Raw genomic sequence first — 26,002 nt, 5'->3', positions numbered from 1 at the left:
GCGCCTACTTCTCGACGTGCTTGCGGGTGACCGACAGCGACTCGACCTCTTCGTGGTCCAGCTCGCCCGCGGCCGCCTCGTTCACCACGCGGCTGCCGTCGGAGGCGAGGAAGCCGTGCTTGAACTTGTCGGTGGCGCTGCGAATCTGCTCCGCGGCCTCACCGTCGAGCGGCTTGCTGCCGCCCTGCAGCGCGTCGAACGCGCCCTGCGCGGTGCGGTGCAGGTCCTCGAGCAGCTCGCGGTTGAAGCGCCGGATGTCGCCGACCGGAACCGTGTCGTAGAAGCCGGCGTCGACCAGGTAGATCGAGACGATCTGGTCCTCGACCGCGACCGGCGAGTACTGATCCTGCTTGAGCAGCTCGACCCAGCGGGCGCCACGCTCGAGCTGCGCCAGCGACGCGGCATCGAGGTCGGAGGCGAAGGCGGAGAACGCCTCCAGCTCGCGGAACTGCGCCATTTCCAGACGCAGCGAACCGGCGACCTTCTTCATGGCCTTGGTCTGGGCGGCGCCACCGACACGGGAGACCGAGGTACCGACGTTGATCGCCGGGCGGACGCCCTTGTTGAACAGGTCGGACTCGAGGAAGACCTGGCCGTCGGTGATGGAGATGACGTTGGTCGGGATGAACGCCGAGATGTCGTTGGCCTTGGTCTCGATGATCGGCAGACCGGTCATCGAGCCCGCGCCCATCTCGTCGGACAGCTTGGCGCAGCGCTCCAGCAGACGCGAGTGCAGGTAGAAGACGTCACCCGGGTACGCCTCGCGGCCCGGCGGGCGGCGCAGCAGCAGCGAGATGGCGCGGTAGGCCTCGGCCTGCTTGGTCAGGTCGTCGAACACGATCAGGACGTGCTTGCCCTGGTACATCCAGTGCTGGCCGATGGCCGAACCGGTGTAGGGCGCAAGCCATTTGAAGCCGGCGGAGTCGGACGCGGGGGCCGCGACGATTGTGGTGTACTCCAGCGCACCGTGCGCCTCCAGCGCGGCCTTCACGCCCGCGATGGTGGAGCCCTTCTGGCCGATGGCGACGTAGATGCAGCGGACCTGCTTCGTCGGGTCGCCGGTCTCCCAGGCCGCCTTCTGGTTCAGGATGGCGTCGATGCAGACCGCGGTCTTGCCGGTCTTGCGGTCGCCGATGACCAGCTGACGCTGGCCACGGCCGATCGCGGTCAGCGCGTCGATGGCGGTGATGCCGGTGGCCAGCGGCTCCTCGACCGGCTGACGCTCCAGCACGGTCGCGGCCTGCAGCTCGAGCACGCGCTGCTCGTCGGCCTCGATCTCGCCGAGACCGTCGATCGGCTGGCCGAGCGGGTTCACGACGCGGCCGAGGAACTTGTCGCCGACCGGCACCGAGAGCACATCGCCCGTCCGCCGGACCTCCTGGCCCTCTTCGAGGCTGGCGTACTCGCCGAGGATGACGGCGCCGATCTCGCGGTCCTCGAGGTTCAGCGCGACGCCGAGCACGCCGCCCGGGAACTCGAGCAGCTCGTTGGCCATCGCCGAGGGCAGGCCGGAGACGTGCGCGATGCCGTCGCTGGTGTCGGTGACGACACCCACTTCTTCGATGGAGGTTTCGGGGGTGTAGCTCTGGGTGTAGCTCTCGATCGCGCTACGGATCTCGTCGGAGGAGATCGTCAGCTCCGCCATGTTTTTCCTGCTCTCGCTCTGGTCTCGAATGTCGGGGGGTCTGGGTTGCGCGCTAGGCCAGTGCCCTGCGCAGCCGCTCCAGTCGGCCGATGGCGCTGCCGTCGATCACATCGTCACCGATGTGCACGACCAGCCCGCTCAGCAGAGTCGGGTCGACCTGCACGTGCACGGTGACCTGCTTGCCGTAGATGCGCTGCAGCGAAGCGGCCAGCCGCTCGCGCTGCTGCGGCGTCAACGCGATCGCGGCGCGCACATGCGCGACGATCTGCTCGCGACGGGCCGCCGCCAGGTCGGACAGTTCGTCGAAGGCAACTCCGACGCCGGCCTTCTGCCTGGACACCACCTGCTCCGCGAGGGTCTGGGTGATGGTTTCGGTCTTGCCTGCCAGCAGGCCGCCGATCAGTTCGCGCTTGGCCGAGGCCGACTTCGCGCGATCCGCCAGCGCCTGTTCCAGGTCGGGGTTGTCGCCGATGATCCGGCCCAGCCGGAACAGCTCGTCCTCGACCGCGTCGAGCCGGCCGCTGTCGGCCGCCGACTCCAGCAACGCTTCCTGTCCGAGCAACACCAGGGTGTCGACCAGGTCGCTGGTCCTGGACCAGTCCTGGGCGACGGCCGTGGTCAGCACCGCCAGGGAGGCGGGGCTGACCTTGCCGCCGAAGACCCGCTCACTGAGCTCGGCGCGCACCGAGCCGGGCACCGACACGTCCGCGAGCGCAACACGCAGCGAACGCTGGTCGTCCAACACGGCGACTACGGCGAACAGTTCCGACCCCGTCGTGGCGGCCACACTGTCGCTTCCGGTCAGGGCCGCGCGAAGCGCCTCCCGTGACCGGGAGCGTGCCTCGCGGCTCGCTGCGTACATGCTTCTCACTTTCGCGTCGCTACCTTCCGACCCCGATGCCTGCATTCGACTCGTCGAGTTCGCTCAGGAAGCGCTCGATCGAAGCCGCCTGCTTAGCTTCGTCCGAAACCGACTGTCCGATAACCTTTTCGGCCAAATCGACGGCCGTGCGGCCGACCTCGGAACGCAGTTCGGTCAGGATCTGCTGGCGCTGGGCTTCCAGCTGGGTGTGGCCCGCGGCGACGATGCGGTCGCTTTCGGCCTGGGCCTCCGCGCGCATCTGCGCGAGGATCTGCTGCCCCTGGGTACGTGCGTCCTCACGGATGCGAGCCGCCTCGAGCCGGGCGTCGGCAAGCTGCTGCTGGTACTGCTGCAGCGTGAGCTGTGCCTCTTCCTGTGCGGCCTCGGCACGCTGGATGCCGCCCTCGATCTTCTCGGAGCGCTCGTCGAGCACCTTCATCAGACGAGGAATGACGTACTTGTAGAACAGCACGCCGATGATCGCAATGCAGACCACCGACCAAACGATGTCGTAGATCTCGGGGACAAGAGGATTCACATCCTCTCCGCCCGACGCGAGTACAGAGAACTCGTTCATCGGAATCAGAAGATGAAGCCGGCGACGAGACCGATGAGCGCGAGCGCCTCGGTGAACGCGATACCGAGGAACATGTTGGTCCGGATCTGGCCGGACAGCTCGGGCTGACGGGCAATGCCCTCGATGGCCTTACCGACGACGATGCCGACGCCGATGCCGGGGCCGATGGCCGCCAGACCATAGCCGATGGCGCCATAACCCTTGATCTTGTCGCTGTTGGTGGCGGCTTCCTGGGCCAGGTACGCGAGGCTCATGAGTTCCATTTCCCTTTCTGTTGCTCATCTGCCGGTCGGCCGATGTAGCAGGTTTCCGGTAGTTGTTTCGGTCGGGTCAGTGATCGGCAGCGTGCTGCGCGAGTCCGATGTACACGGCGGTCAGCAGTGCAAACACGTAGGCCTGCAGGAAGATGACCAGCAGTTCGAAGAGGGTGAATCCGAGTCCCGCGAGCAGCGAGAACGGGGAGAACACCTTCATCCACGCGGTGGCGTCGAACAGGAAGAACCAGGTCGCGCTGAAGAAGAGCACCAGCATGATGTGACCGGCAAGCATGTTCGCCATGAGTCGGACCGTCAGCGTGAACGGACGCAGTACAAAGGTCGAGATGAACTCGATCGGGATCAGCAGCACGTGCAGCAGGGGCGGAACATTCGGGACCACGATGCTGCTGCGCATGTAGGTGAGGAATCCGTACTTCTTGATGCCCACGTAGTTGAACGTGATGTAGGCGAGTACGGCCAGCACCAGCGGCATGCCGATTCGGGCGTTCGACGAGATGTTCAACCCCGGAATGACACCGGAGAAGTTCAGAAAGAGGACGGTGAAGAAGATGGTCGCGATCAGCGGAAAGTACTTGCGGCCGGATTCCTTACCAAGGACCTCGTCGCAAATCTGCTCCTTGACGAACACCAAACCGGATTCGGCGATGTTCTGCAGACCGCGCGGGACAATGCGGGGGCTCCGGAATGCGACAAGCATGAACGCGACCAGAACTGCCGTCATGAGGATGCGGATGAGCATCAAACGATCGAGCTCGAACGGCCCTGCATGGATCAGCACCGATGGAGGGAAGAAGTCGGACAGCGATGGCGCGTGGAACTCGCCCGCCATAGTGGTGACGCTCAGCGTTCTCTCCCGTGTTCGGGCCGTGGGTTCGGTCGTTCCCACGGTTCGATCGGACATTGACGATCAATTTGGTCGACTCAGGTCGGCTCGAATTTCGTCAGCAGCTGTGCGGCGCTCGCGCCATTGGCGTCTGTACGTGTGTCGGCGACATCGTCGACATGCAGAACCGGAACCCCTCAGAGCCCGGCACGGCAGTAAGCATAGCGGCCGGTAACAGGATCGCGGTGATCCCCCCTCGCGTCGGTGCTCGGGTTGCTTGGTCGCTTGCTTACCAACACTTTACCAAGTTATCTACGACGCTGTGTAGGTGGGGGAAGAATCGGGGTTACTCTCCGGTTCGATCGGCGTCGCCCGCGGGGGTCGTCACGTACGGAACCTTCTGGCGCAGAACGCCGTACGTCTCCGCGCCGAGCACGATCAACAGCGCGCCGACCACGGTAAGGAACAGCACGACCCGGTCGTAGAAATCGAACCGGTTGAGCACCGCGATCACGATCAACGCCACCAGCATCTTGCCGACCCAGCTGACCAGCATGACCAGGCCCGCAGTGGTCGGCGGCAGCTTCGCGCCGAACAACACGACGGCCGCCGTGGTGAGGATGAACCCGCCGCCGATCGCGGCGCCGATGAGCGCACCCCAGAGGCCCGACAAACCGGACACGGCGGACCCGATCGCCACCGCGAGCACCACCAGCACGGCCAGGCCGATCAAGCCGTAGCGCAGCGCGGAACGCAGCGGTGCGTCGGGACCGGGGACAGGGGTGGGCTCGAAGGTCACGGGTCCCGACTTTACCTTGGGCCTTTACCCGGGCGACGATCCGTCACTGACGGGCTGCTCCCGGCGCATGCCTGGAATCGCGGTCACCACGAGGGCGAAGACCAGGCCGCCCGCCATCGACAGCACCACGACGCGCCAATCCATCAGCGAGCTGCCGACCGCGCCGAACGCGAGCACGCCGACCCACAAATAGATGAGCAGAACCACGCGCCGGTGCGAATGTCCGATCTGCAACAACCGGTGATGTAAGTGCATTTTGTCCGGAGTCGAAAAACTCACTCCCGCACGCACGCGACGCACGATGGCGAGCAACAGATCGAGCACCGGAATGAACATCACCGCGCCGACGAGCAGCAGCGGCGAGAGCAGACCGACGATGTCGCGCCCCCCGTACCCCTGCAACGGAATTCGGCCCGACGCACCGGTCGACACCGCGGCGAGCATCAACCCGATGAGCATGGAACCGGAGTCGCCCATGAAAATTCGGGCGGGCTGGAAATTGTGCGGCAAGAAGCCGAGACACGCACCGGCCAGCGCGGCGGCAAGCAACGCGGGCGGATATGTGTCCACCGAGCCGCCCTGGTCATAGAGCAGGCCGACCGAGAATACGAAGACCGCGCCCGCGCAGATGAAACCGAGCCCGGCCGCGAGACCGTCCAGGCCGTCGACGAAATTCATCGCGTTGACCAGGGTGACGGTGATCCCGACGGTGACCAGACCGCCCGAGAGCGCATCGAGCACCACGGTGCTGTCGGTGAACGGGTTGTAGATGACGTACCAGCTCAGCCCCATCACCGCCATCACTCCGGCCGCGGTGACCTGGCCGGCGAATTTGGTGAGCGCGTCGAGACCCCAGCGGTCGTCGACGATGCCGACGAGCACGATCAGCGTCGCCGCGACCAGCACCGCCGGAATATCGGGCGCATAGTCGAATCCGCGCCGCAGCGCGGGCAATTGGTGCGCGAACAGCACGGCGGCGACCACGCCGACATACATGCCGACACCGCCCATCCGCGGAATCGGTTTGACGTGCACGTCGCGCTCGCGCGGCACCGCGACGGCGCCGAACGCGATGGCGAGCACGCGAATCCCCCCGGTGGCGAGGAACGTTACCGTCGCCGAGATGAGGAGCACGAGCAGCAGCTCGCGCAAGGGGACAACTGAACCCATGCAGTCACCGCGCCGGGGCGCTGCTCAGCGCCTCCGGGGACATACCGAGCACCTCGGCGATATCGGCGATGGGCACCGCGCCCTCGCGCAACACCCGCGGCTGATCGGCGGTCAGGTCGACGATCGTGGACGCGACGGCATGTTCGGCAGGACCGCCGTCGAGGTACACCCCGACGAGGTCGCCGAGCTGATCGCGGGCCTCGGCGGCGGTCTTGGCGGGCGGCTGCCCCGAAACGTTGGCGCTGGACACCGCGAGCGGGCCGACCTCACGGAGCAGCTCGAGCGCGACCGGGTGCAGCGGCATCCGCAGCATCACCGTCCCGCGCGTGTCACCGAGATCCCAGGCGAGCGAAGGCGCTTGCTGCACAACAAGACTCAGGCCACCAGGCCAGAACGCCCTGATGAGCTCGCGCGCCTGCGGGCGCACCGAGAACACCAGGCCATCGATGGTGTGCCAGGATCCGACGAGCACGGGCACGGGCATATCCCGTCCGCGGCGCTTGGCCGCGAGCAGCGAGCTCACCGCCGTCGAATCGAACGCGTCGACGGCCAGGCCGTACAGCGTGTCCGTCGGCAGCACCACCAGCCGCCCCGATTTCAGGGCACTCGTCGCTGCGGACAGTCCCGCGGCGCGCGAGTCGGGATCCGCGCAGTCGTAGACGGTACTCACGGCCCACAGCTTAGCTCCCCCGCCTCCCCGGGTTTTCAGGCCAGACCCAGGTGCCACTGCTGTCGTGCACGCGGCAGGCGGATTCCCAGGTGGGCAAGTTGGCCGGTCCCCGGTGAGTTACCCATGTGCTCTCGAAATCAGTTGTCGCCTTGGCATGACGGTGTGATCCGTCGCGGAATGCGCACAGACCCATGCAACAGTGCCGGGCTCCTGCATGAGTGCGAAGCGGCGTTTCGTCGCGCTGTTTGCAGACCGACGAGGATTGCGCGAGATCGCTGCCGGACGCGCGTTCGCCAGGGTCGACAACGGTGGCTGGGCAGCGGCCGCGGTCAGGCCGACGCGCGTCCGTCGGCACGCGTACGACGGGCCGTGACGAAGCGTGGTTTGCCCGCCAGATCAGGGTGTTCCACCACCTCGTCGAATTCGCCGCGGTTCATGAGCAGCGCGGCGAGACTCGACCCGTTGGTGTCGTCGTGTTCGATGGCGGTGGCGCCGCCGGGGCGCAGCAGGCGGGCGATGGTGGGGACCATCGCGCGGATGACGTCGAGGCCGTCCGCACCGCTGAACAGGGCCAGGTGCGGATCATGGTGGGACACTTCGGGTTCCAGCTCCGCACCGGCCGGGATGTAGGGCGGATTGGACAGCACCACGTCGACGCGGCCGATCAGCTCGGCCAGCAGCGCCGAGTCGGTGACGTCGGCGGCGTGCAGGGTGATCGCGGTATCGCCCGCCTCGATGCGGTCATCGGCATTACGGCGGGCCCATTTCAGCGCCTCCGGATCGAGCTCGACCGCATGGACCTCGGCATCCGGGCGGGCGTGCGCGACCGCCAGGGCCAGCGCGCCGGAGCCGGTGCACAGGTCGACGACCACCGGCGCGTGATCGTGCGGCAGCGTCTCCAGATGGGCCAGCGCCCAGGCGAACAGCAGCTCCGTCTCCGGGCGCGGCACGAAGACGCCGGGGCCGACCGCGAGGTCGATCTCCCCCATCGCGGCGAGGCCGGTCAGGTGCTGCAGCGGAATGCGGCGCGCGCGTTGGTCGATCAGCGCGCGGAACGCCGCGAGCAGCTCCGGCTCGACCATCGGCACCAGCATGAGCCTGCCGCGCTCGATGCCGAGCAGGTGCGCGGCGAGCTGCTCGGCGTCGGCGCGCGGGCTGTGCACCCCAGCCGCCCGCAACGTCTCGACCGCCTCATTCAGCGCCGGGCGCAATGCAATTCGGGGCTCGCCCGCCCCTCCGCGACTTTTGCCGGTCGTCGGTACCCCGTCGGTCACGTTCCGATCCGACGGTTGGGTGCCCCCTTGATTTTTGGGCGTGCCCGACGAGCTACCCATGTACCCACCAAATCAGTCGATCCGTTTTCGAAGCCATTCCGCGTTACTCTGCGGCCATGCGCGCTTCGCGGTCCGCTTTGCCCAGTGCGTCGAGCAGCGCGTCCATATCGCCGTCGAGGACGGCGTCCAGGTTGTGCGCCTTGAAGCCGATGCGGTGGTCGGCGATGCGGTTCTCCGGGAAGTTGTAGGTGCGGATGCGCTCGGAGCGGTCGACCGTGCGGATCTGGCTTGCGCGCCCGGCGGCGGCCTCCTGATCGGCCTGCTCCTCGGCCAGCGCCTGCAGCCTGGCGGCGAGCACCTGCATGGCGCGCGCCTTGTTCTGCAGCTGAGAACGCTCGTTCTGGCAGGTCACCACGATGCCGGACGGTAGGTGGGTGATGCGGACCGCGGAGTCGGTGGTGTTGACGCCCTGACCGCCCTTACCGGAGGAGCGGTAGACGTCGATGCGCAGATCGGTCTCGTCGATCTGCACCTCCTCGACCTCGTCGGGTTCCGGATAGATCAGCACGCCCGCCGCGGAGGTGTGGATGCGCCCCTGCGATTCGGTGACGGGAACGCGCTGCACGCGATGCACACCGCCCTCGAACTTCAGGCGCGACCAGACTCCGTCGCGCGCGGCGTCGCGGCTCTTGATCGACAGCGTCGCATCCTTGTAGCCGCCCAGATCGGAGACGGTGACGCCGAGCACCTCGACCTTCCAGCCGTGCCGTTCGGCGTAGCGCACGTACATACGGGCCAGATCGGAGGCGAACAGCGCCGATTCCTCGCCGCCCTCACCGGATTTCACCTCGAGCACCACATCGTCGCCGTCGTGCGGATCACGCGGGGCCAGCAGGTCGGCCAGCGTCTGCTCCAGCTGCTCGACCTGCTCTTCCAGATCGGGCACCTCGGCGGCGAAGGCGGCATCGTCGGCCGCGAGTTCGCGCGCGGCGGACAGATCGTCCTGCGCGGACTTGAGCTTGTTGTAGGTGGCCATCACCGGGGCCAGCTCGGCGAATCTCTTGCCGACCCGGCGCGCGGCGCCCGCGTCATTGTGCAGCGCCGGATCGGCAAGCTGCATTTCCAGACCGGCGTACTCGGCCAGAATGTCGTCGATCGCGGACGGTTGCGTCACTGTGCTTCCTTCTCTTGCTCCGGACCCATACAAAGCACCGACGCCCGGCCTGCGATGCAGGACCGGGCGTCGGCGAGGAAGCTACTTGGCGTCGGCGTTCTTGCCGGCACGCTTGCCGTAGCGAGCCTCGAAGCGGGCCACGCGGCCACCGGTGTCGAGGATCTTCTGCTTGCCGGTGTAGAACGGGTGGCACTGCGAGCAGACCTCGACGGTGATGTGTCCCGACTCCTTGGTGCTGCGAGTCTGGAAGGTGTTGCCGCAACCACAGACGACCGTGGTGTCGACATACGTCGGGTGAATTCCTGCCTTCATGGGTGTCCTCTCGATATTGGCCGCCGGGTCGTCCTGTCTGGACGTGAACCGGAGCCGACTTAGGCGGGAGGTCTGCTAGTTGAGCAGACGCAACGACCGTTCAGTATGCCAGACCAGCCGTTACGCTCCCAAAACGCCCCCGCCGCGCGGTTTGTTCCCCACGTGAACACAACGCCGCGCGGCGCCGCAACCCGCCAAAGCATTGCGCACCCCGTCCAGAGCGAGTCTTACGAGCGACCGTTCGCGGCCGCAATAAGACACAGGTAGTCCGCTACTCAGGAACACGAACAGCATCGTTCATAGAGTTTGGATCCTGAAGCAACGCGGGCACATCGGCGTGCCGAGACAGGAAGGAGAAACCCATGAACACCAAGGTCGCCCTGGCGATCATCGTGGGCCTGGTTCTCACTGTCGCGGCGGGCTGGCTTGCCGTACCCGATCGCCCGGCCTACGCGGCGCCGGAAACGACGTATTACAGCTCCGCGCATGCGGTTTCGACCGCATCCGGCGGTGCGGGATCGACCGCGCTGATCCTCGGCTTCCTGATCATCGGCGCCGCGGCAGTCGGACTCGCCTTCTTCAGCCCGCAACCGCCGAAGGGACCCCGCGTCGGCGGAGCCCCTTCGGCTGTTCGTGTGTTCTCGCTACTCGTCGAGCGCGCCCGGTGCGGTCTTGCTGACCTGCATCAGGAACTCGAGGTTGTTCTTGGACTTCTTCAGACGGTCGATCAGCAGATCGATCGCCTGATGCGAATCCAGGCCGGACAGTACGCGCCGCAGCTTGTGCAGCACCGCCGCCTCGTCGGGGCTGAGCAGTAGCTCGTCCTTGCGGGTACCGGACGGGTTGACGTCCACCGCCGGGAACACGCGCCGTTCCGCGATCTTGCGGTCCAGCTTGAGCTCGGCATTGCCGGTGCCCTTGAACTCCTCGAAGATGACCGTGTCACCGGTGGAGCCGGTCTCCACCATCGCGGTCGCGATGATGGTGAGCGAGCCACCGTTCTCGATGTTGCGCGCCGCGCCGAGGAACCGCTTGGGCGGGTACAGCGCGGTCGAGTCGACACCACCGGAGAGGATGCGGCCCGAGGCAGGCGAGGAGTTGTTGTACGCACGACCCAATCGGGTGATCGAATCGAGCAGCACCACAACGTCTTTGCCCATCTCCACCAGGCGCTTGGCACGCTCGATGGCGAGCTCGGCGACCGAGGTGTGGTCTGACGGCGGCCGGTCGAAGGTGGAGGCGATGACCTCACCCTTCACCGAACGCTGCATGTCGGTGACCTCTTCGGGACGCTCGTCGACCAGCACGACCATGAGGTAGCACTCGGGGTTGTTGGTCGCGATGGCGTTCGCGATGTCCTGCATGATCGTCGTCTTACCGGCCTTCGGCGGCGAAACGATCAGTGCGCGCTGGCCCTTGCCGATCGGCATGATCAGATCGATCACCCGGGTGGTCAGCTTGTTCGGCTGGGTCTCCAGCCGCAGGCGCTGATTCGGGTAGAGCGGGGTCAGCTTGCTGAACTCGGGACGCCGCTTGGCCGCCTCGACGTCGCCGCCGTTGACGGTGTCCAGGCGCACCAGCGGATCGAACTTCTGCCGCTGGTTGCTCTGCTCGCCGTCGCGCGGCGCGCGCACCGCACCGGTGATCGCGTCACCGCGGCGCAGGCCGTTCTTGCGGACCAGGTTCATCGAGACGTAGACGTCGTTCGGTCCGGCCAGGTAGCCCGAGGTGCGGACGAACGCGTAGTTGTCCAGCACGTCGAGGATGCCCGCGACCGGCTGCAGCACGTCGTCCTCGCGGATCTCGAGCTCGCGCGCCTCGCCACCGGCGGCGCCGCCCTCGCGGTCACGCCCACGACGACGCTCACGGAACCGGCGACCCCGCCTGCCACGACCGCCCTCTTCGTCGTCGCCGCCGCGACCACCGTCGCCACGGCCCTCACCGCGGTTGCCCGCGTTGCCGTTGCCGTTCTGGCTCTGGTTGCGGTCGCCCTGATTGCGCTCACCCTGGCCGCGCTCACCCTGGCCGCGCTCGCCCTGGTTGCGCTCGCCCTGGTTGCGCTCGCCCTGGTTGCGCTCACCTTGATTGCGCTCGCCCTGGTTACGCTCGCGCCGACGCTCGCCCTGTTCGGCATCCTGCTTCGGCTCGTCACCACGCGCCTCGGCGGGAGCGGCCTCGCCGCCGCCGGAACGCGCCTGGTCACGGCCGCGACGCTGCCTGCCACGGCCACGCTGACCCGCCTCGCGACCCGACTCCTCGGTGGTCTCGGTCGTGGCGGACGCGCCGGACGAGGTCTCGGCGGGAGCGGACGCGGTGGCCGGAACGGACTCGGCGACAGCCTCTTTCGCCGGAGCGGCGGCCTGCGGCGTGACATCGAGGGTCGCCTGCTCGGCCCGCGCGGGCGGGGTGTCCTGAGCCTTTTCCGGCTTCACGGACGGTGCGGCAGATTCGGCCGCCTTCGCCGTCGGCTTTCCGGCCTGATTTTCCTTGATGGCGGCGATCAAATCGCCCTTGCGCATTCCAGAGGTGCCTCGGATACCGAGCTCCCCCGCGAGCGCGCGCAACTGCGGCAACAACATTCCAGTCAGCCCCGATCGTGCGACGTCGGTTTGTTCGCTCATCTTCGAAATCTGTCCGGATTCACTTTCGCGGCCGCCCGTGGTCGTTGGGTTGGAATCCACCCCGGGTGTCGCGAGCAGGTCCGTATCTGTCACGGAAATCCTTTCCTTCCCTCGATTGCCGTGTGCTGTTTCGAGGGTTTCGTCCCGCAGTCCGGGCATTCTGCCGGACTCGGTTTCTGCCGTATCACCTGCCCCGCCGGAACCGGCGGCTTCGCCACCGGTAGTGAAAGGTGGGAGAGATCATTCCAGTTGCGCAGCTACGCAGCACCCCCATGGCCTGGAGGCTCGAGCCTGGAGCCTGCTGGAGCGATTGCCCTGATGAAGCACCGGCGTCTGATGCGCACGATGTACGGACTCGCTCAGGATAGCTGGCTATTGGGAATCTCGGCAAGGCAGACGCGCCGTCAGTAGGTGATGACGCCTTCTGCCACTCCGGGCTCGATCACCCGAAGGCCGTCCACGGTCGCGATTTCGCGGAGTTCCGCCGGAAAATCGCTGGTACACAGCGCGAGCACGGTCGGGCCTGCACCGGAAACGGTGGCCGGGATACCGGCCGCGCGCAGCCGCTCGATCCACGCGGTGGTCAGCGGCAGCGCGGGTGCGCGCTGGGTCTGGTGCAGCCGGTCCGCGGTCGCGGGCAGCAGCAGATCGGGCCGCTGGGTCAGCGCGACCACCGCGAGCGCGGCGCGGCTGACGTTGAACGCCGCGTCGCCGTGCGGCACCGACTCGGGCAACAAACCCCTGGTGTGCGCGGTGGCGGAGCGTTCCTCGGGGATCAGCACGACAGGTCGCAGCTCCGGATGCGGTTCGAGCCGCACGGCGCGATAGGCGCGCGCGTGGTCGGCCGCCACCTCGGTCTCGGTCCAGGACACCACGATGCCGCCGAGCACGCTGGCGGCCGCGTTGTCCGGGTGACCCTCGAATTCCGAGGCGAGCTGCACCAGGTGGGCGCTGTCGGTGGCCAGCGCTGGATCGAGCTGCGCCGCAAGGGCACAACCGGCCGCCAGGCCGCCGACCACGGCCGAGGCCGACGATCCGAGTCCTCGCGAATGCGGAATCGCGTTGCGGCACACCACATCGAGGCCATCGGCCCAGGCGCCCGCCGACTCCAGGCCGCGCTCGATCGCACGAACCACGAGATGCGAAGGGCCCCAAGGCACGTCGTCGGCGCCCTCCCCCTCGACCCGGATGGTGAGCCCGGAATCGGTGGTGCGCACCTCGATCTCGTCGTAGATGCCCAAAGCCATACCGAGCGAATCGAAGCCGGGGCCGAGATTCGCGGTGGACGCGGGCACCCGCGCGGTCACGGTGAGACCGGCGGGCAGCGTCCGCGACATCAATTGGCTATCACGCGAATTCAACTCAGGCCAGCTTCAGCTCGTGCGCCACGGCGATCGGATCGACCGCGATCGCCTGCACCTGCGGCATGCCGAGCAGCGCGGTGTCCGGATCCTTGAGACCGTTGCCGGTCACGGTGCACACCACGGTGAGCCCGGAATCCAGCCAGCCCTCCTTGCGCGCGGCGAGCACGCCTGCCACGCTGGCCGCCGAGGCGGGCTCGACGAAGACACCCTCGGTAGCCGCGACCAAGCGGTACGCCGCGAGGATCTCCTCGTCGGTGGCGGCGCGGAAGGCGCCGCCGGACTGCTCCTTGGCCTCCATCGCACCGTTCCACGACGCGGGCGCGCCGATCCGGATGGCGGTCGCGATGGTCTCCGGATCCTTCACCGGAGCGCCGTTGACCAGCGGCGCCGCACCGGCGGCCTGCACGCCGAGCATGCGCGGCAGCGAGGTGGTGATGCCGTCGGCGTGGTACTCGCGATAGCCGCGCCAGTACGCGGTGATGTTGCCCGCGTTGCCCACCGGGAGCGCGTGCACATCGGGCGCCTTGCCGAGCACATCGCAGATCTCGAACGACGCGGTCTTCTGGCCCTCGATGCGGGCCGGGTTCACCGAGTTCACCAGGCCGACGCTGGGGAATTCCGCGGTCACCTTGCGCGCCAGCTCGAGGCAGTCGTCGAAGTTGCCGTCCACCTGGATGATCTTCGCGCCGAGCATGACGGCCTGGGCCAGCTTGCCCATCGCGATCTTGCCCTGCGGGATCAGCACCGCGCACTCCATGCCCGCGCGGGTCGCGTAGGCGGCGGCCGATGCCGAGGTGTTGCCGGTGGAGGCGCACAGCACCGCCTTCTGGCCGCGGTACTTGGCGTCGGTCATCGCCATCGTCATGCCGCGGTCCTTGAACGAACCCGTCGGGTTCGCGCCCTCGACCTTCAGGTACACCTCGCACCCGGTGAGCTCGGACAGATGCGGCGCGGGCACCAGCGGAGTGCCGCCCTCGAACAGGGTGACCGGCTCCCACTCGGCCGCACCCGCCAGCCGATCGCGGTACGCCGCGATCAGACCTGGCCAGCGGGAATGCACCCCCACCTGCGGTTGCACACCAGTAGGCCCACCCGCCACCCGGCCACCACCCCTCGAGGAATCGCTACGCGATGCCGTAGTCATTCTTCGGTGCCTTCCAATCTGAGAACACTGGTCACGGATGTGACGGACTCCATCTCCGCCAGGGCGGCGACGGTATCCGCGAGCGCCGACTCCACGGCGTGGTGGGTAACCACGACCAGGCGAGCGCCCGTACCGTGACCCTCTTGGCGGACGGTCGAGATGCTCACCTCGTGCTTGGCGAATTCGCCCGCGACCTTGGCCAGCACACCTGGACGGTCGGCGACCTGCAGGTTCACGTGATAGCGGGTGGGCGTATCGCCGATCGGCGCGATCGGTAGCTCAGCATAAACCGATTCGCCCGGAGCCCGGCCACCGTAGAACTTGTTGCGCGCGGCCATCACCAGATCGCCGAGCACCGCGGAGGCGGTCGGTGCGCCGCCCGCCCCCTGGCCGTAGAACATCAGGCGTCCCGCGTTCTCCGCCTCGACGACCACCGCGTTGAACGCGCCGTTGACGGCGGCGAGCGGGTGTTTGCGCGGGATCAGCGCGGGGTAGACGCGCACCGAGACGCGCTCCTTGCCGCCCTCTTCGGGACCGGGCTCGCCGGGACCGGCGGCGACGCGCTCGCAGATGGCGAGCAGCTTGACCGTGCAGTTCACCGCGGACGCGGTCTCCAGATCCTCGGCGCTGATCTTGGAAATGCCCTCGCGGTACACATCGGCGGCGGTCACCCGGGTGTGGAACGCCAGCGAGGCCAGGATCGCGGCCTTGGCGGCGGCGTCGTAGCCCTCCACGTCGGCGGTCGGATCGGCCTCCGCGTAACCGAGGCGGGTGGCCTCCTTCAGCGTCAGCTCGTAGTCGGCGCCGGTCTCGTCCATCGCGGAGAGGATGAAGTTGGTGGTGCCGTTGACGATGCCGACCACCCGATTCACCCGATCGCCGGACAGCGACTGGATCAGCGGGCGGACCACCGGGATGGCGCCCGCGACGGCGGCCTCGAAGTACAGGTCGGCGCGGTTGCGCTCGGCGGCCGCGGCCAATTCGCCGGTGTAGTCGGCAAGCAGCGCCTTGTTCGCGGTCACCACGGATTTGCCCGCGTTGAGCGCGGACAGGATCAGCGCGCGCGCCGGATCGATGCCGCCCATCACCTCGACGACGAGGTCGACATCGTCGCGGGTGACGAGCGCGTCGGCGTCGGTGGTCAGCAGGTCGGCGGGGATGCCGCGGTCGACGGCCAGATTGCGCACCGCGACACCGCGCAGCACCACCGGTGCGCCGACGCGGGCACGCAGGTCATCGGCGTGCTCGCGCAGTACGCGCACCACCTCGGTGCCGACCGTGCCCATACCGAGAACCGCGACGCCGATCGGATGATCGGTTCCCCAGATACCGTTCTTCGCGTTCGTCATCACTTAACCTCCAAGCTGAGCAGGTCTTCCACCGTTTCCCGGCGCAAGATGAGGCGCGGTTCGCCATCCTTGACCGCGACCACGGCCGGCCGAGTCAATTGGTTGTATCGGCTCGACATCGAATAGCAGTACGCACCCGTCGCGGCGACCGCGACCAGATCACCGGGGCCGACATCGGCGGGCATCCAAGTGTCGCGGATGACGATATCGCCGCTCTCGCAATGCTTTCCGACCACGCGGGCGACCACGGGCTCGGCATCCGAGGACCGCGAGACCAGGCGGCAGTCGTAATCGGCCTGGTACAGCGCGGGACGGATGTTGTCGCTCATGCCGCCGTCGACGCTCACGTAGCGGCGGCGCAGGCCACCGTCGAGCGAGACATCCTTGATGGTGCCGACCTCGTACAGGGTGACCGTGCCGGGACCGGCGATGGCCCGGCCCGGCTCCACCGCGATCTTCGGTTGGGGCAGGCCGATCTGCGCGGCCTCCGTGGCGACCAGGTCGCCGATCTTGGCGGCGAAATCGTCCAGCGGCGGCGCGTCGTCGCTCGGCAGGTACGAAATACCAAGGCCGCCACCGAGATCCAGGGTCGAGATCTGCGCGGTGCGCTCGACGCCGAACTTGTCGATGGCGTCGTGCAGCAGGCGCAGCATCCGGCGCGCGGCGATCTCGAAGCCATCGATCTCGAAGATCTGCGAGCCGATGTGGCTGTGCAGGCCTACCAGGCGCAGGTTGTCGGCCTCGAAGACGCGCGCGAGCGCCTCCATGGCATCGCCGCCCGCGATCGAGAAGCCGAACTTCTGATCCTCGTGCGCGGTCGAAATGTATTCGTGGGTATGGGCTTCCACGCCGACGGTGACGCGCACCAGCACGTCCTGCACCACACCGGCGCGGCCCGCGATCGCCTCGAGCCGCTCGATCTCGATCAGCGAGTCGACCACCACGTGGCCGACGCCGGCGGCCACCGCGGCCTCCAGCTCCACGGCCGATTTGTTATTGCCGTGCAACGCGATTCGCTCGGCAGGGAAGCCCGCGTGCAACGCGATGGCCAGCTCGCCGCCGGAGCACACGTCCAGCGAAAGGCCCTCGTCGCGGATCCAGCGCGCGATCTCACCGCACAGGAAAGCCTTGGAGGCGTAGTGGACTCGGGCATTCGACCCGAAGGCGCGCACCATATCGCGGCAGCGGGAACGGAAGTCGTCCTCGTCCACGACGAACAGCGGGGTGCCGAACTGCGCGGCCAGCTCGTGCACCGGCACACCGGCCAGGTGCACGACACCGTCGGCGTCGCGAGAGGCGTTGCGCGGCCACACATGCGCAGGTAGGTCGATCATCTCCTGCGGATCGCTCGGCCGCTGCGCCAGATTCGGGGCGTGCGGGATCTCGGCATGCCGTGGACCCGCGGGGTGCGCGCTCATCGTTCCTCTGTTCCCTTCATCACCGCGGCCCCCGCGCCGCTGATCTCGAATTCGTGCAGTACCACGCCCGGCGCTGTGAACGCCGGTGTCGCGGTGGATAGTTCGCCGTCGTTCACATGCGCTCCGGCGCGCTGACACCCAGCAGGGCCAGGCCGTTGGCCAGCACCTGACGGGTGGCGTTGACCAGCACCAGCCTGGCGGCGTTCGTCGGGCTGACCGGCTCGTCGCCGAGCGGCAGCACACGCAGGTTCTTGTTGGTCTGGAACCGGTGGTAGGTACCCGCCAATTCCTCCAGGTAGCGGGCGATGCGATGCGGTTCACGCAGGCTCGCCGCGCTGGCCACCGCGCGCGGGTACTCGCCGATCGTGCGGATCAGCTCACCCTCTTCGTCCGCCGTGAGCAGCGCGAGATCCGGTGTCACCGAATCGTATTCGAATTCGGCGGCGTTGCGCCCGATCGATGCGGTGCGCGCGTGCGCGTATTGCACGTAGTAGACCGGGTTTTCGTTGCTCTGGCTGGTCCACAGGTTCAGATCGATATCGATGCTCGAGTTCACCGACGAACGCACCAGTGAGTAGCGCGAGGCATCGACGCCGATGGACTCGACCAGGTCGTCGAGGGTCACCACGGTGCCGGCCCGCTTGCTCATCTTCACGGCCGCACCGTCTTTGACGAGGTTGACCATCTGGCCGATGAGCACCTCGACGGTCGCCGGATCGTCGCCGAACGCGGCGGCGGCGGCCTTCAAACGGCCGATGTAGCCGTGATGGTCGGCGCCGAGCATGTAGATGCACAGGTCGAAACCGCGCGAGCGCTTGTTCTGGAAGTACGCGATATCGCCCGCGATGTAGGCGGCGTTGCCGTCGCTCTTGATGACGACGCGGTCCTGGTCGTCACCGTATTCGGAGCTGGCGATCCACCAGGCGCCGTCCTTCTCGTACAGATCGCCGGAATCCTTGAGCTTGGTCACGGCCTGCTCGACCGCGCCGGACTCGAACAGCGAACTCTCGTTGAAGTACACGTCGAAATCGGTGCCGAACTCGTGCAGCGACTTCCTGATCTCGGCGAACATCAGCTCGACGCCCTCGGCACGGAACAGCTCGAGCCGCTGATCCTCGGGCAGCGCGGGCGCCTCGGGATGCGCGGCGACGATCTTCCCGGTGATCTCGCCGATGTAGTCGCCCGCGTAGCCGTCGGCGGGGGTCGGCTCGCCGATCGCGGCGGCCACCAGCGACCTCGCGAACCGGTCGATCTGCGCGCCCTGATCGTTGAAGTAGTACTCGCGCACCACCTCGGCGCCCTGCGCGGCCAGGATCCGGCCGAGCGCGTCGCCGACCGCGGCCCAGCGGGTGCCGCCCAGATGCACCGGACCGGTCGGGTTGGCGGAGACGAACTCGAGATTGATCCGGGTGCCGTCCAGCGCGTCACCGCTACCGAAGCGCGCACCCGCCGCGACGACCTGCTCCAGGATCGCGCCCTGCGCGGCCTTCGCCAGCCGGATGTTCAAGAAGCCGGGCCCGGCGACCTCGGCGGTATCGATCCCCTCGGCCGCGCTCAGCGCATCGGCGAGCCAGCCCGCCAATTCCCGCGAATTCGCCCCTGCCCGCTTACCCACCTGCAGCGCTACATTCGTGGCATAGTCACCGTGTTCCGGATTACGGGGTCGCTCCACGTTGACCTGGTCGGGCAGGACTGAAGCGTCGAGTCCGCGTTCGACAAGCACCTTCGCCGCGGTCGCACGAAGGAGATCTGCAAGGTCAGCTGGAGTCACGAGTCTCTATCCTATGGTCTGGGCAGGTGTGCGCCTCGAGCGGGCACCATGGGGGCAACCTCGCACCACAGCGTTCCATCACGTGAAAAGAGCAGAACAAGCGATGCCGAACAGGACCAGCGCCAAGTCGGCCAAGGCCGTCAAGGCCACGGGAAAGCTATCCGCTTCCCGAAAAGGGAGTAAAGGCAGCGGCAAACTCGGCAAGCAGCGCAACATTCCCTGGGCCGTCCTCGGTGCCGCGGTCGTCATCATCGCGTTGATCGGCGGGCTCGCCTACAGCATCGTGCCGAAGTATCTCGATAAGGCCGAGCTGGAGAAGTTCACGCCGAGCGCGGAAAAGCAGGATCCGTCCGACAGCATCGGCGGCGTCACCAAGACGAAGTACGAGCAGGGCCTGCACGTCGCCGCGACCCAGCGGGTCGCCTACGACCATCAGCCGCCCTACGGCGGACCGCACGACAGCGCGTGGGCCACCTGCACCGGCATCGTCTACCCGAAGCCGATCCGCACCGAGAACGCGGTGCATTCGCTCGAACACGGCGCGGTGTGGATCGCCTACAACCCCGACAAGGTCGATGCCGCGGGCGTCGATGCGCTGAAGTCGAAGGTGCAGGGCAAGCAGTACACGATGATGTCGCCCTACCCCGGCCTGGACACGGCGGTCTCGCTGCAGTCGTGGGGGCACCAGCTGAAGCTCGACAGCGCGACCGACAAGCGCATCGGCCAGTTCCTCACCGCGCTGCGGCGCAATCCCTATGCCTACCCCGAGCGCGACGCGACCTGCTCGACGCCCGCGTTCGACACCAACAACCCGCCGCCGTTCGACGCCACCGCGCCCGGACCCGACGCGGTGCCGATGGACGGCAAGGGCGCGACCAAGGCGGTCGACGAGGCGCCGATGCCCGGCGGCATCCCCGGAATCCCCGGTGTGCCAGGGGTTCCCGGCGTGCCCGGTCTCCCCGGACTGCCGGGCGCGCCGGTAGTGCCGCCTGTTCAGCCCGCGCCTGGCGCGCCCGGTGTGCCTGGTGCGCCGACTCAGCCCGGTGCACCCGCGCCGGTGCCGCCGGCGGCCGGGTAGTCGGATGGCGGACGATCACGCGGTCTCCGAGGTCGGTGCGCAGCGACGCAATCAGCGCACCGCCCTGCTCGTACTCGGCGTGATCTGCGCCATCCTGGTCGGCGTCGCGATCGGCACGCTGATCCGGCTGCCGCTCGAACAGTCCGCCGAACCGAAGCCCGGCGCGGTCGACATCGGATTCACCCAGGACATGTCGACCCACCACGCCCAGGCCGTCGAGATGGCGGGCATCGCGCTCATCGGCTCCACCGACAACGACGTGCGCAGGCTGGCCTACGACATCCTCACCACTCAGCAGGGCCAGATCGGCCGGATGCACGGCTGGCTGGAGATGTGGGGTCAGCCGGAGCAGAGCGTCGACGGCTTCATGGGCTGGATGGTCGATAAATCCACCGGTGGCCACCACTCCGGCGCCGCACCGTCCGGCCACGCCATGTCCGGCCCGGTCTCGACGATGCCGGGCATGGCGACCCCGGCGGAGCTCACCGCACTGCGCCAGACCACCGGCCCGCAGTTCGACACCATGTTCCTGCAACTGATGCTGCGCCACCACCAAGGCGGCCTGACGATGATCCAGTACGCCGCCGAGTACGCCGACACCACCGCCGTCCGCGCCCTGGCCGACACCATGGAAAAAACCCAGACCAGCGAAGCCAAGCTGATCACCACCATGCTCACCACCCGCAACGCCACCCCCCTCCCCCCAACCTGAATCCCCCCAGCCGCCCCGCTTTTTGGCGCACGGCTCCCGATGCGATACGCTTGGCCCCGCCCGATCGGCAGCCCAAAGCCACCGATCGACTTATCCCCGCCCTCGTAGCTCAGGGGATAGAGCGTCTGCCTCCGGAGCAGAAGGCCGCAGGTTCGAATCCTGCCGAGGGCACAACGAAGGCCCCGACCATTCACGGTCGGGGCCCTTCTCATTCTCAGCTCACCTCGATGTCACGAGTTGTCACAACGTGGCCCAAAGTCTTCGCCGGGGACACAGGCGCCCACATGGCCGAGCCGCACGACACCTTCCCGTCCAACGGATCGGGCTCGCATACGGTATGCCAACCACCTACACTCGACCTTGTCACGCAAGTGATGCTGGACGGTGGGACGCCGCGGGAACGACGCCCCACCTGGTGGGTTTTACCCAGCCCGCATCCAGCGGACCAGCACGAGCGCTCCGGCGACCACAGCAGCGGCTGTCAAGACGATGCTGTAGTCGACCGGAGCCTCTTGCTTTTTTTCCGGCGATGTTTCGCCATTCCCCACCACCTCCTCACTGGGCGCGATGTCTGGACCATGTCCATCGCCCCTCGCCAGGAGGTGTGCTCACCCTGTGGCACCGGCGCGACAGGAATCGTTGGAAATCAACGGCTTCCATGACGCCGATGCTCGAAAGGCGACCGGGCGGTTCGGATATCTACCAGGAGGAATCGCGAGGCGGAGCGCTGCTTGGCTCAGATGCCTTGGGGGAAGGTGAAGAAGTAGGTCGGGTCGTAGGTTCGGCGGATCTCGGCCAGGCGTTCGTAGTTGTCGCCGTAGTAGGCCTGGCGCCAGTTCGGGAGGGTGGGGTCGGGTGAGTTGATGTAGGAGCCGCCCGAGGAGCTTTGCCGGAGGATGGTGCGGCCGGTTTCGGTCCAGTGTTGCGCGGCGGTACGCACTTCCGCCGTTGCGGCGGTGGCGCCTTCGGCGGTGAAACCGCCGAAGAAGAGGGTGTTGCGGTGGGGAAATGCGGTGGCGGCGTGGTCAATTCGGTTGCATGCGCCGCCCATGGCGCCGAGTTCGAGTGCTCGGATCTGACCGGGCGGGCGGTGGTCGTCGAAATGGGCTAGCAGCCTGGTGATTTCGTCGGCCGGCAGTGGGCGTTCGACGAAATGGCCTTGGGTCAGGACATATCCGTCGCGCGGCCAGATCGGGGACGTCGGGTCCGGTGCGTCGGCCTCGGCGACGCCGAACATCGCGGCAACGGTGTGCCAATGCGAGTTGGTCTGGATCATGCTGCTCGCGGGTTCCGTGCCGGCAAGCGCGGTCAGCTGACGTAGCCACGGCAGCAGGTCGGTATCCGCGCCGAGCCAGCCACCGCCGACCTGGACGGCGCCGCCTTCGTCGGCGTCCTCCCGCGCGACGCGCAGTGTGGAGGTGAGCTCATCCGGTGCCTCGGCCAGCAGTCTCTGCCAGGCGTCGAGCACGCGCGCCGCCGACGCCCACGGCCAAGTCAGCAGGTAGCTGGTGATCTCGCTGCTCGGCACCGGCTCGAAGGTCAGCGCGGTGACGACGCCGAAATTGCCGCCACCGCCACCGCGCAAGGCCCAGAACAGGTCCGGGTGGCGATCGCCGTCGCAGTCGACGACGGTCCCGTCGGCAAGCACCAGGCTCGCCGCGCGAAGCCGGTCACAGGTGAGGCCGTATTTGCGAGTCCACAGCCCAACGCCGCCACCCATTGTCAGGCCCGCGATGCCGACCGAAGGGCACAGACCGGTGGGAATCGTGATGCCACGATCGCGGAGCGCGCTGTGCAGGCCGAAGTTGTCCACGCCACTACCGACTTCGACCAGCCCGTCGGTGAATTCGATCTCGGCGAGTCCGCGTACGTCGATGACCAGCCCCGGGCCCGTGGAGTAGCCCGCCAGGCTGTGCCCACCGCCGCGCACGGCGACCGGCAGTGCCGCGGCACGGGCGAACAATACGGATTCGCGGACGTCGTCGGCGCTGGCGCAGCGCACCACAGCGCGGGGGCGGATGGTGTCGTACGCGACGATCTGCAGCGCCCGCGCCTCGTCGTAACCGGCGTCCTCCGGCAGCACGACGGTCCCGGCAATGGATCGCCGCAGCGCCGACCAATCGGCGTGGTTCATCGCATACTCACTTCCTCGTGGAGGTTTCGCGGATTCGCCCAGCGCGTCTGGCTCGGCAGTGCGCATCGAGCGACAGCGAACAGTACGCAAACCGGTCCGATGTGTCAGCTCATTTTCTCGCCGACCGCCATCGTCGCCGTGTCGGAGCAGATCAACGCGGATATACACCGCGAGTTCGATCGCGCGAATGCCCAGGAATTGGGGGCCGGGGAAATCTGTACGGGGTAGCGGGTTATGCCGCAGACTTGGCCCCGATGTATCAAACTTCCGCGATTGTTCCCGTGGCGCATCGGCGCTGGCTGCTCCGCAATGCCATTGTCGGCGCGGCGGTGGTGAATCTCGCCGTGGCCGGGATCCCCGCCGCGATCGTCACGCTCGACTACGCGGTGGTGCCGTTGTGGGCTACGCCGTTGATCGGGGGGCCGAGCATCATCACGCAGACGCTCGGGACGCTGGTCATGCTGCCAACCGTCACCACGGTGCTCAGTGCGGCGCATGTGCGCCGCGATATTCGGGCGGGGCGGCTCGCGCCGCTGGCGGGATTCGCGGTCCGGCCGCATCGGGCGACTTCGGTCGCCGCGCTCGGTTTAGCCGTATTCGCCTGTGCCGCAATAGCGTCCGGCGGGCTGGCGCCGCTGCACTTCGTGCTCTACTCGGCGATATTCGCCGCGGCCCTCAGCATCATCCTGACTCCGCTCATCGCACTGCGCGCCATGGCGCGCCAGTGATCGTCAGCCCTGGCCGACGACCTTGATGCGGGTGCCCGCGGGAATGTCGCGGACCTGCTGGTGCAGCTGACCGAGGATGCCGAGCGCGGTGACGAAGTCCACCACCTGGACATTGCCGACCGCGAGCGCGCCACCGAGGACCGGCGGATGCACGAAGTCGTAGACCTGGTCGGCGCTCGGCTCGAGCCCCTGCTCCGAGACCGCGAGCGCGAGCCCGGCGAGCAGGTACTTCTGCATGCCGTCGTCGGTGTTCAGCACCGCCTCCAACTCCTCGACGGAGTCCCAGACCCTGGTCAGCTCGCCGCCGATGGTGTCGAGCCACCACAGTCCGTCCTCGGCCTGGAGGAAGACATCGCCGAACGGCGAGGTGCACAGCGGTGTCTTCCCCGCCAGCCCGATCCACATCCAGGACGACAGCGCGCCCTCGTACTGCTCTCCGGTGAAATCCCTGATCAGTTCCACTCCGCGAACCTACCCCCGCGGAGCCGCCATGGCGGCGCACATCGAACGACACCCCGAACGGAATTGTTCGCCCCACCCGGGTGATTCACCCGGGATCGGCTGTCGGTGCGATCGGATATCGTGGCGCCGCAACACCATTGATACCGAGGGGGAGGTCCGATGACCGCGTATTTTCCGTTGTTGAAGCCCGCCGATTGGGAGCATCGCGAGCTGGTGCCGCATTGGCGAACCGGCCCGGCGGGGTCGAAGGCCCCGATTGTGGCGATGGCCGAGGATATAGGCGACGGCTACGCCATTACCGGTTTCGATCCGGAAAAGGACGATACCGAACAATTGTGGGCCGCGATGGCGGCCAATCTGGACGGGCTCCGATACGAGTGGTCGGTGAGCGAACTCGCCACGATCCGATTGATGACCTGCTCCGGAAACGATTTCGCCGCCGAGATGGTGCTGGATATCGCGTCCATGCGGCTGGCGCACGAACATCTGGCCAGCGATCGGCTGCTGGTCTCGGTACCACGGCGCACCTGCATCTACGTAGTGCCGTACCACCTGGATCCCGCTCAGGCACTGGTCTTTTCGCACGTCGTCCGCACGACGTACAACGACGACTCCTACGGCAACGCCCCGATCACCCCCGGCGTCTACATCGTCGAGGGCGGCCGGATCAGCGGGTTCATCGACGAAGCGGAGATGCTCGCCCCCGCGAGCTGATCGAGGCCCACTGCTAGGGTGAATTATGGCAGACACCATAATCGCAACCGAGGTGAGCGGATCGGTCATGACCATCACGCTCAACCGACCGGACAAGCTGAACGCGTTCAACTCGGTGATGCTCAGGGAGTTGGCCGAGGCATACACCGAGCTGACGCGGAACAAGGCGCTGCGCGCCGGGGTGCTCACGGCGAACGGGCGCTACTTCACCAGCGGCCTCGACCTGCAGGAGCTGGCGCCGAAGCTGGTCAACGAGGTGGTCGCGACCGCGCTCAAGCCGCTGCCGTTCGAGCTGGTCAAGGGGTTCGTCCCCAAGGGTGGCGTCGATCCGTGGGGCATCACCACCGCACCGTGCCCCAAGCCGATCGTCACGGCGGTGGAGGGACGCTGCTTCACCCTCGGCATCGAACTGCTGCTGAGCGCGTCGATCAACGTCGCGAGCACCACGGCGTCGTTCAGCCAGTACGAAGTGAGCCGCGGGCTGCTGCCGTTCGGCGGCGGCACCGTGCGCTGGCCGCTCGCGGTCGGCACTCACAACGCGAACCGGTGGACCCTGACCGGCGAGGATTTCGATGCCGCCGAAGCGCACCGCATCGGGCTGGTCCAGGAGTTGACCGCGCCGGGCGAGGCCGCGGCCAAGGCGCACGAGATCGCGGAAACCATTGCCAGGCAAGCACCACTCGGCGTGGCGGCGGTCTTGCGCAACGGGCGGCTCGCACAGGACAAGGGCGCGGCGAAGGCATTGAGCAAGGTGCGCCTGGAATTCGCGCGAATCCTGTTGAGCAAGGATGTACGTCGCGGCTTCCAGGCCTTCCGCAACCGCGAACAAGCCGACTTCCGAGGCAACTGATCACCGAGCATTCGCGAAAGCTATCGGTCGCGTTCACGACCGCGCTGAGCGCCGTCGATAGCATCGGCTCATC

24 protein-coding genes and 1 tRNA gene are annotated in these 26,002 nt (G+C 67.4%); 6 read left to right on the top strand and 19 right to left on the bottom strand.

What is annotated here, in order from left to right; genetic code table 11:
• Positions 1 to 4: 4 nt before the first annotated feature.
• The 17 genes from atpA to argS form a co-directional block, all read right to left on the bottom strand.
• Positions 5 to 1,645, bottom strand: coding sequence for a F0F1 ATP synthase subunit alpha (atpA, locus tag ACIG5A_RS19625; protein ID WP_397241732.1), 1,641 nt, complete (start codon positions 1,643 to 1,645; stop codon positions 5 to 7).
• A 52-nt stretch (positions 1,646 to 1,697) separates the two neighbouring features.
• A complete protein-coding gene (locus ACIG5A_RS19620; protein WP_397241730.1) occupies positions 1,698 to 2,507 on the bottom strand; it encodes a F0F1 ATP synthase subunit delta in 810 nt (269 codons plus the stop codon).
• A 19-nt stretch (positions 2,508 to 2,526) separates the two neighbouring features.
• Positions 2,527 to 3,084 carry a F0F1 ATP synthase subunit B gene (locus tag ACIG5A_RS19615; RefSeq protein WP_397241728.1) on the bottom strand — a complete coding sequence of 186 codons (558 nt, stop codon included), beginning with the start codon at positions 3,082 to 3,084 and terminating at the stop codon, positions 2,527 to 2,529.
• 5 nt (positions 3,085 to 3,089) lie between these two features.
• Complete coding sequence (locus tag ACIG5A_RS19610) at positions 3,090 to 3,338, bottom strand: ATP synthase F0 subunit C (RefSeq protein ID WP_397241726.1); 249 nt, start codon at positions 3,336 to 3,338, stop codon at positions 3,090 to 3,092.
• A gap of 76 nt (positions 3,339 to 3,414) precedes the next feature.
• Positions 3,415 to 4,263 carry a F0F1 ATP synthase subunit A gene (atpB, locus tag ACIG5A_RS19605; protein ID WP_397241724.1) on the bottom strand — a complete coding sequence of 283 codons (849 nt, stop codon included), beginning with the start codon at positions 4,261 to 4,263 and terminating at the stop codon, positions 3,415 to 3,417.
• A gap of 268 nt (positions 4,264 to 4,531) precedes the next feature.
• Positions 4,532 to 4,984: a hypothetical protein gene (locus ACIG5A_RS19600; protein WP_397241722.1), complete on the bottom strand. Its 453-nt coding sequence runs from the start codon at positions 4,982 to 4,984 to the stop codon at positions 4,532 to 4,534.
• 24 nt (positions 4,985 to 5,008) lie between these two features.
• Positions 5,009 to 6,154, bottom strand: a complete 1,146-nt coding sequence (locus ACIG5A_RS19595; RefSeq protein WP_397241720.1) for a glycosyltransferase family 4 protein — start codon at positions 6,152 to 6,154, stop codon at positions 5,009 to 5,011.
• Between the two features lie 4 nt (positions 6,155 to 6,158).
• Entirely contained in the window at positions 6,159 to 6,824 is a 666-nt protein-coding gene (locus tag ACIG5A_RS19590) for an L-threonylcarbamoyladenylate synthase (protein WP_397241718.1), read from the bottom strand.
• 329 nt (positions 6,825 to 7,153) lie between these two features.
• Positions 7,154 to 8,098 carry a peptide chain release factor N(5)-glutamine methyltransferase gene (gene prmC / locus ACIG5A_RS19585; RefSeq protein WP_397241716.1) on the bottom strand — a complete coding sequence of 315 codons (945 nt, stop codon included), beginning with the start codon at positions 8,096 to 8,098 and terminating at the stop codon, positions 7,154 to 7,156.
• A 103-nt stretch (positions 8,099 to 8,201) separates the two neighbouring features.
• Entirely contained in the window at positions 8,202 to 9,272 is a 1,071-nt protein-coding gene (prfA, locus tag ACIG5A_RS19580) for a peptide chain release factor 1 (protein WP_397241714.1), read from the bottom strand.
• Between the two features lie 81 nt (positions 9,273 to 9,353).
• Positions 9,354 to 9,584, bottom strand: a complete 231-nt coding sequence (gene rpmE / locus ACIG5A_RS19575) for a 50S ribosomal protein L31 (protein ID WP_397241712.1) — start codon at positions 9,582 to 9,584, stop codon at positions 9,354 to 9,356.
• Positions 9,585 to 10,228: 644 nt separating this feature from the next.
• Positions 10,229 to 12,298, bottom strand: a complete 2,070-nt coding sequence (gene rho, locus ACIG5A_RS19570) for a transcription termination factor Rho (protein WP_397241710.1) — start codon at positions 12,296 to 12,298, stop codon at positions 10,229 to 10,231.
• Positions 12,299 to 12,609: 311 nt separating this feature from the next.
• Positions 12,610 to 13,542, bottom strand: coding sequence for a homoserine kinase (gene thrB, locus ACIG5A_RS19565; RefSeq protein ID WP_397241882.1), 933 nt, complete (start codon positions 13,540 to 13,542; stop codon positions 12,610 to 12,612).
• A gap of 25 nt (positions 13,543 to 13,567) precedes the next feature.
• Positions 13,568 to 14,635, bottom strand: coding sequence for a threonine synthase (gene thrC, locus ACIG5A_RS19560; RefSeq protein WP_397241708.1), 1,068 nt, complete (start codon positions 14,633 to 14,635; stop codon positions 13,568 to 13,570).
• 74 nt (positions 14,636 to 14,709) lie between these two features.
• The gene (locus tag ACIG5A_RS19555) at positions 14,710 to 16,062 is read right to left on the bottom strand and encodes a homoserine dehydrogenase (RefSeq protein WP_397241706.1); all 1,353 of its coding nucleotides are present in this window, start codon (positions 16,060 to 16,062) and stop codon (positions 14,710 to 14,712) included.
• A complete protein-coding gene (gene lysA / locus ACIG5A_RS19550) occupies positions 16,062 to 17,480 on the bottom strand; it encodes a diaminopimelate decarboxylase (RefSeq protein WP_397241704.1) in 1,419 nt (472 codons plus the stop codon). The genes ACIG5A_RS19555 and lysA overlap by 1 nt, the downstream gene beginning before the upstream one ends.
• 112 nt (positions 17,481 to 17,592) lie before the next feature.
• Complete coding sequence (gene argS / locus ACIG5A_RS19545; protein ID WP_397241702.1) at positions 17,593 to 19,251, bottom strand: arginine--tRNA ligase; 1,659 nt, start codon at positions 19,249 to 19,251, stop codon at positions 17,593 to 17,595.
• 103 nt (positions 19,252 to 19,354) lie between these two features.
• Between argS and ACIG5A_RS19540 the strand changes: the two genes are divergently transcribed.
• The 3 genes from ACIG5A_RS19540 to ACIG5A_RS19530 all read left to right on the top strand — a co-directional run bounded on the left by ACIG5A_RS19540 (position 19,355) and on the right by ACIG5A_RS19530 (position 21,212).
• On the top strand, positions 19,355 to 20,329 hold the full coding sequence (locus ACIG5A_RS19540; protein ID WP_397241700.1) for a DUF3105 domain-containing protein: 975 nt from the start codon (positions 19,355 to 19,357) through the stop codon (positions 20,327 to 20,329).
• Between the two features lie 4 nt (positions 20,330 to 20,333).
• Positions 20,334 to 21,041: a DUF305 domain-containing protein gene (locus ACIG5A_RS19535; RefSeq protein WP_397241697.1), complete on the top strand. Its 708-nt coding sequence runs from the start codon at positions 20,334 to 20,336 to the stop codon at positions 21,039 to 21,041.
• Between the two features lie 98 nt (positions 21,042 to 21,139).
• Positions 21,140 to 21,212: transfer RNA gene (locus tag ACIG5A_RS19530), tRNA-Arg, on the top strand.
• A gap of 565 nt (positions 21,213 to 21,777) precedes the next feature.
• Here ACIG5A_RS19530 and ACIG5A_RS19525 read toward each other — a convergent pair.
• Positions 21,778 to 23,175 (bottom strand): FAD-dependent oxidoreductase, encoded by a 1,398-nt coding sequence (locus tag ACIG5A_RS19525; RefSeq protein WP_397241695.1) that lies wholly within the window; start codon positions 23,173 to 23,175, stop codon positions 21,778 to 21,780.
• A 254-nt stretch (positions 23,176 to 23,429) separates the two neighbouring features.
• On the opposite strand from ACIG5A_RS19525, the gene ACIG5A_RS19520 reads away from it, so the two are divergent.
• Entirely contained in the window at positions 23,430 to 23,903 is a 474-nt protein-coding gene (locus ACIG5A_RS19520) for a hypothetical protein (protein ID WP_397241693.1), read from the top strand.
• 3 nt (positions 23,904 to 23,906) lie between these two features.
• Here the strand turns inward: ACIG5A_RS19520 and ACIG5A_RS19515 are convergent, their stop codons facing one another.
• Positions 23,907 to 24,365, bottom strand: a complete 459-nt coding sequence (locus ACIG5A_RS19515) for a T6SS immunity protein Tdi1 domain-containing protein (protein ID WP_397241691.1) — start codon at positions 24,363 to 24,365, stop codon at positions 23,907 to 23,909.
• Positions 24,366 to 24,524: 159 nt separating this feature from the next.
• Between ACIG5A_RS19515 and ACIG5A_RS19510 the strand changes: the two genes are divergently transcribed.
• Positions 24,525 to 25,079: a hypothetical protein gene (locus ACIG5A_RS19510; protein ID WP_397241689.1), complete on the top strand. Its 555-nt coding sequence runs from the start codon at positions 24,525 to 24,527 to the stop codon at positions 25,077 to 25,079.
• A 25-nt stretch (positions 25,080 to 25,104) separates the two neighbouring features.
• Positions 25,105 to 25,929, top strand: a complete 825-nt coding sequence (locus ACIG5A_RS19505) for a crotonase/enoyl-CoA hydratase family protein (protein WP_397241687.1) — start codon at positions 25,105 to 25,107, stop codon at positions 25,927 to 25,929.
• Positions 25,930 to 26,002: the final 73 nt, after the last annotated feature.

The organism is Nocardia sp. NPDC052566, assembly GCF_044547285.1.
In the GTDB taxonomy this organism is placed as follows: Bacteria; Actinomycetota; Actinomycetes; order Mycobacteriales; family Mycobacteriaceae; genus Nocardia.
The sequence above is the reverse complement of the archived record's forward strand: the minus strand, read 5'-3'. Positions and strand labels throughout refer to the sequence as shown.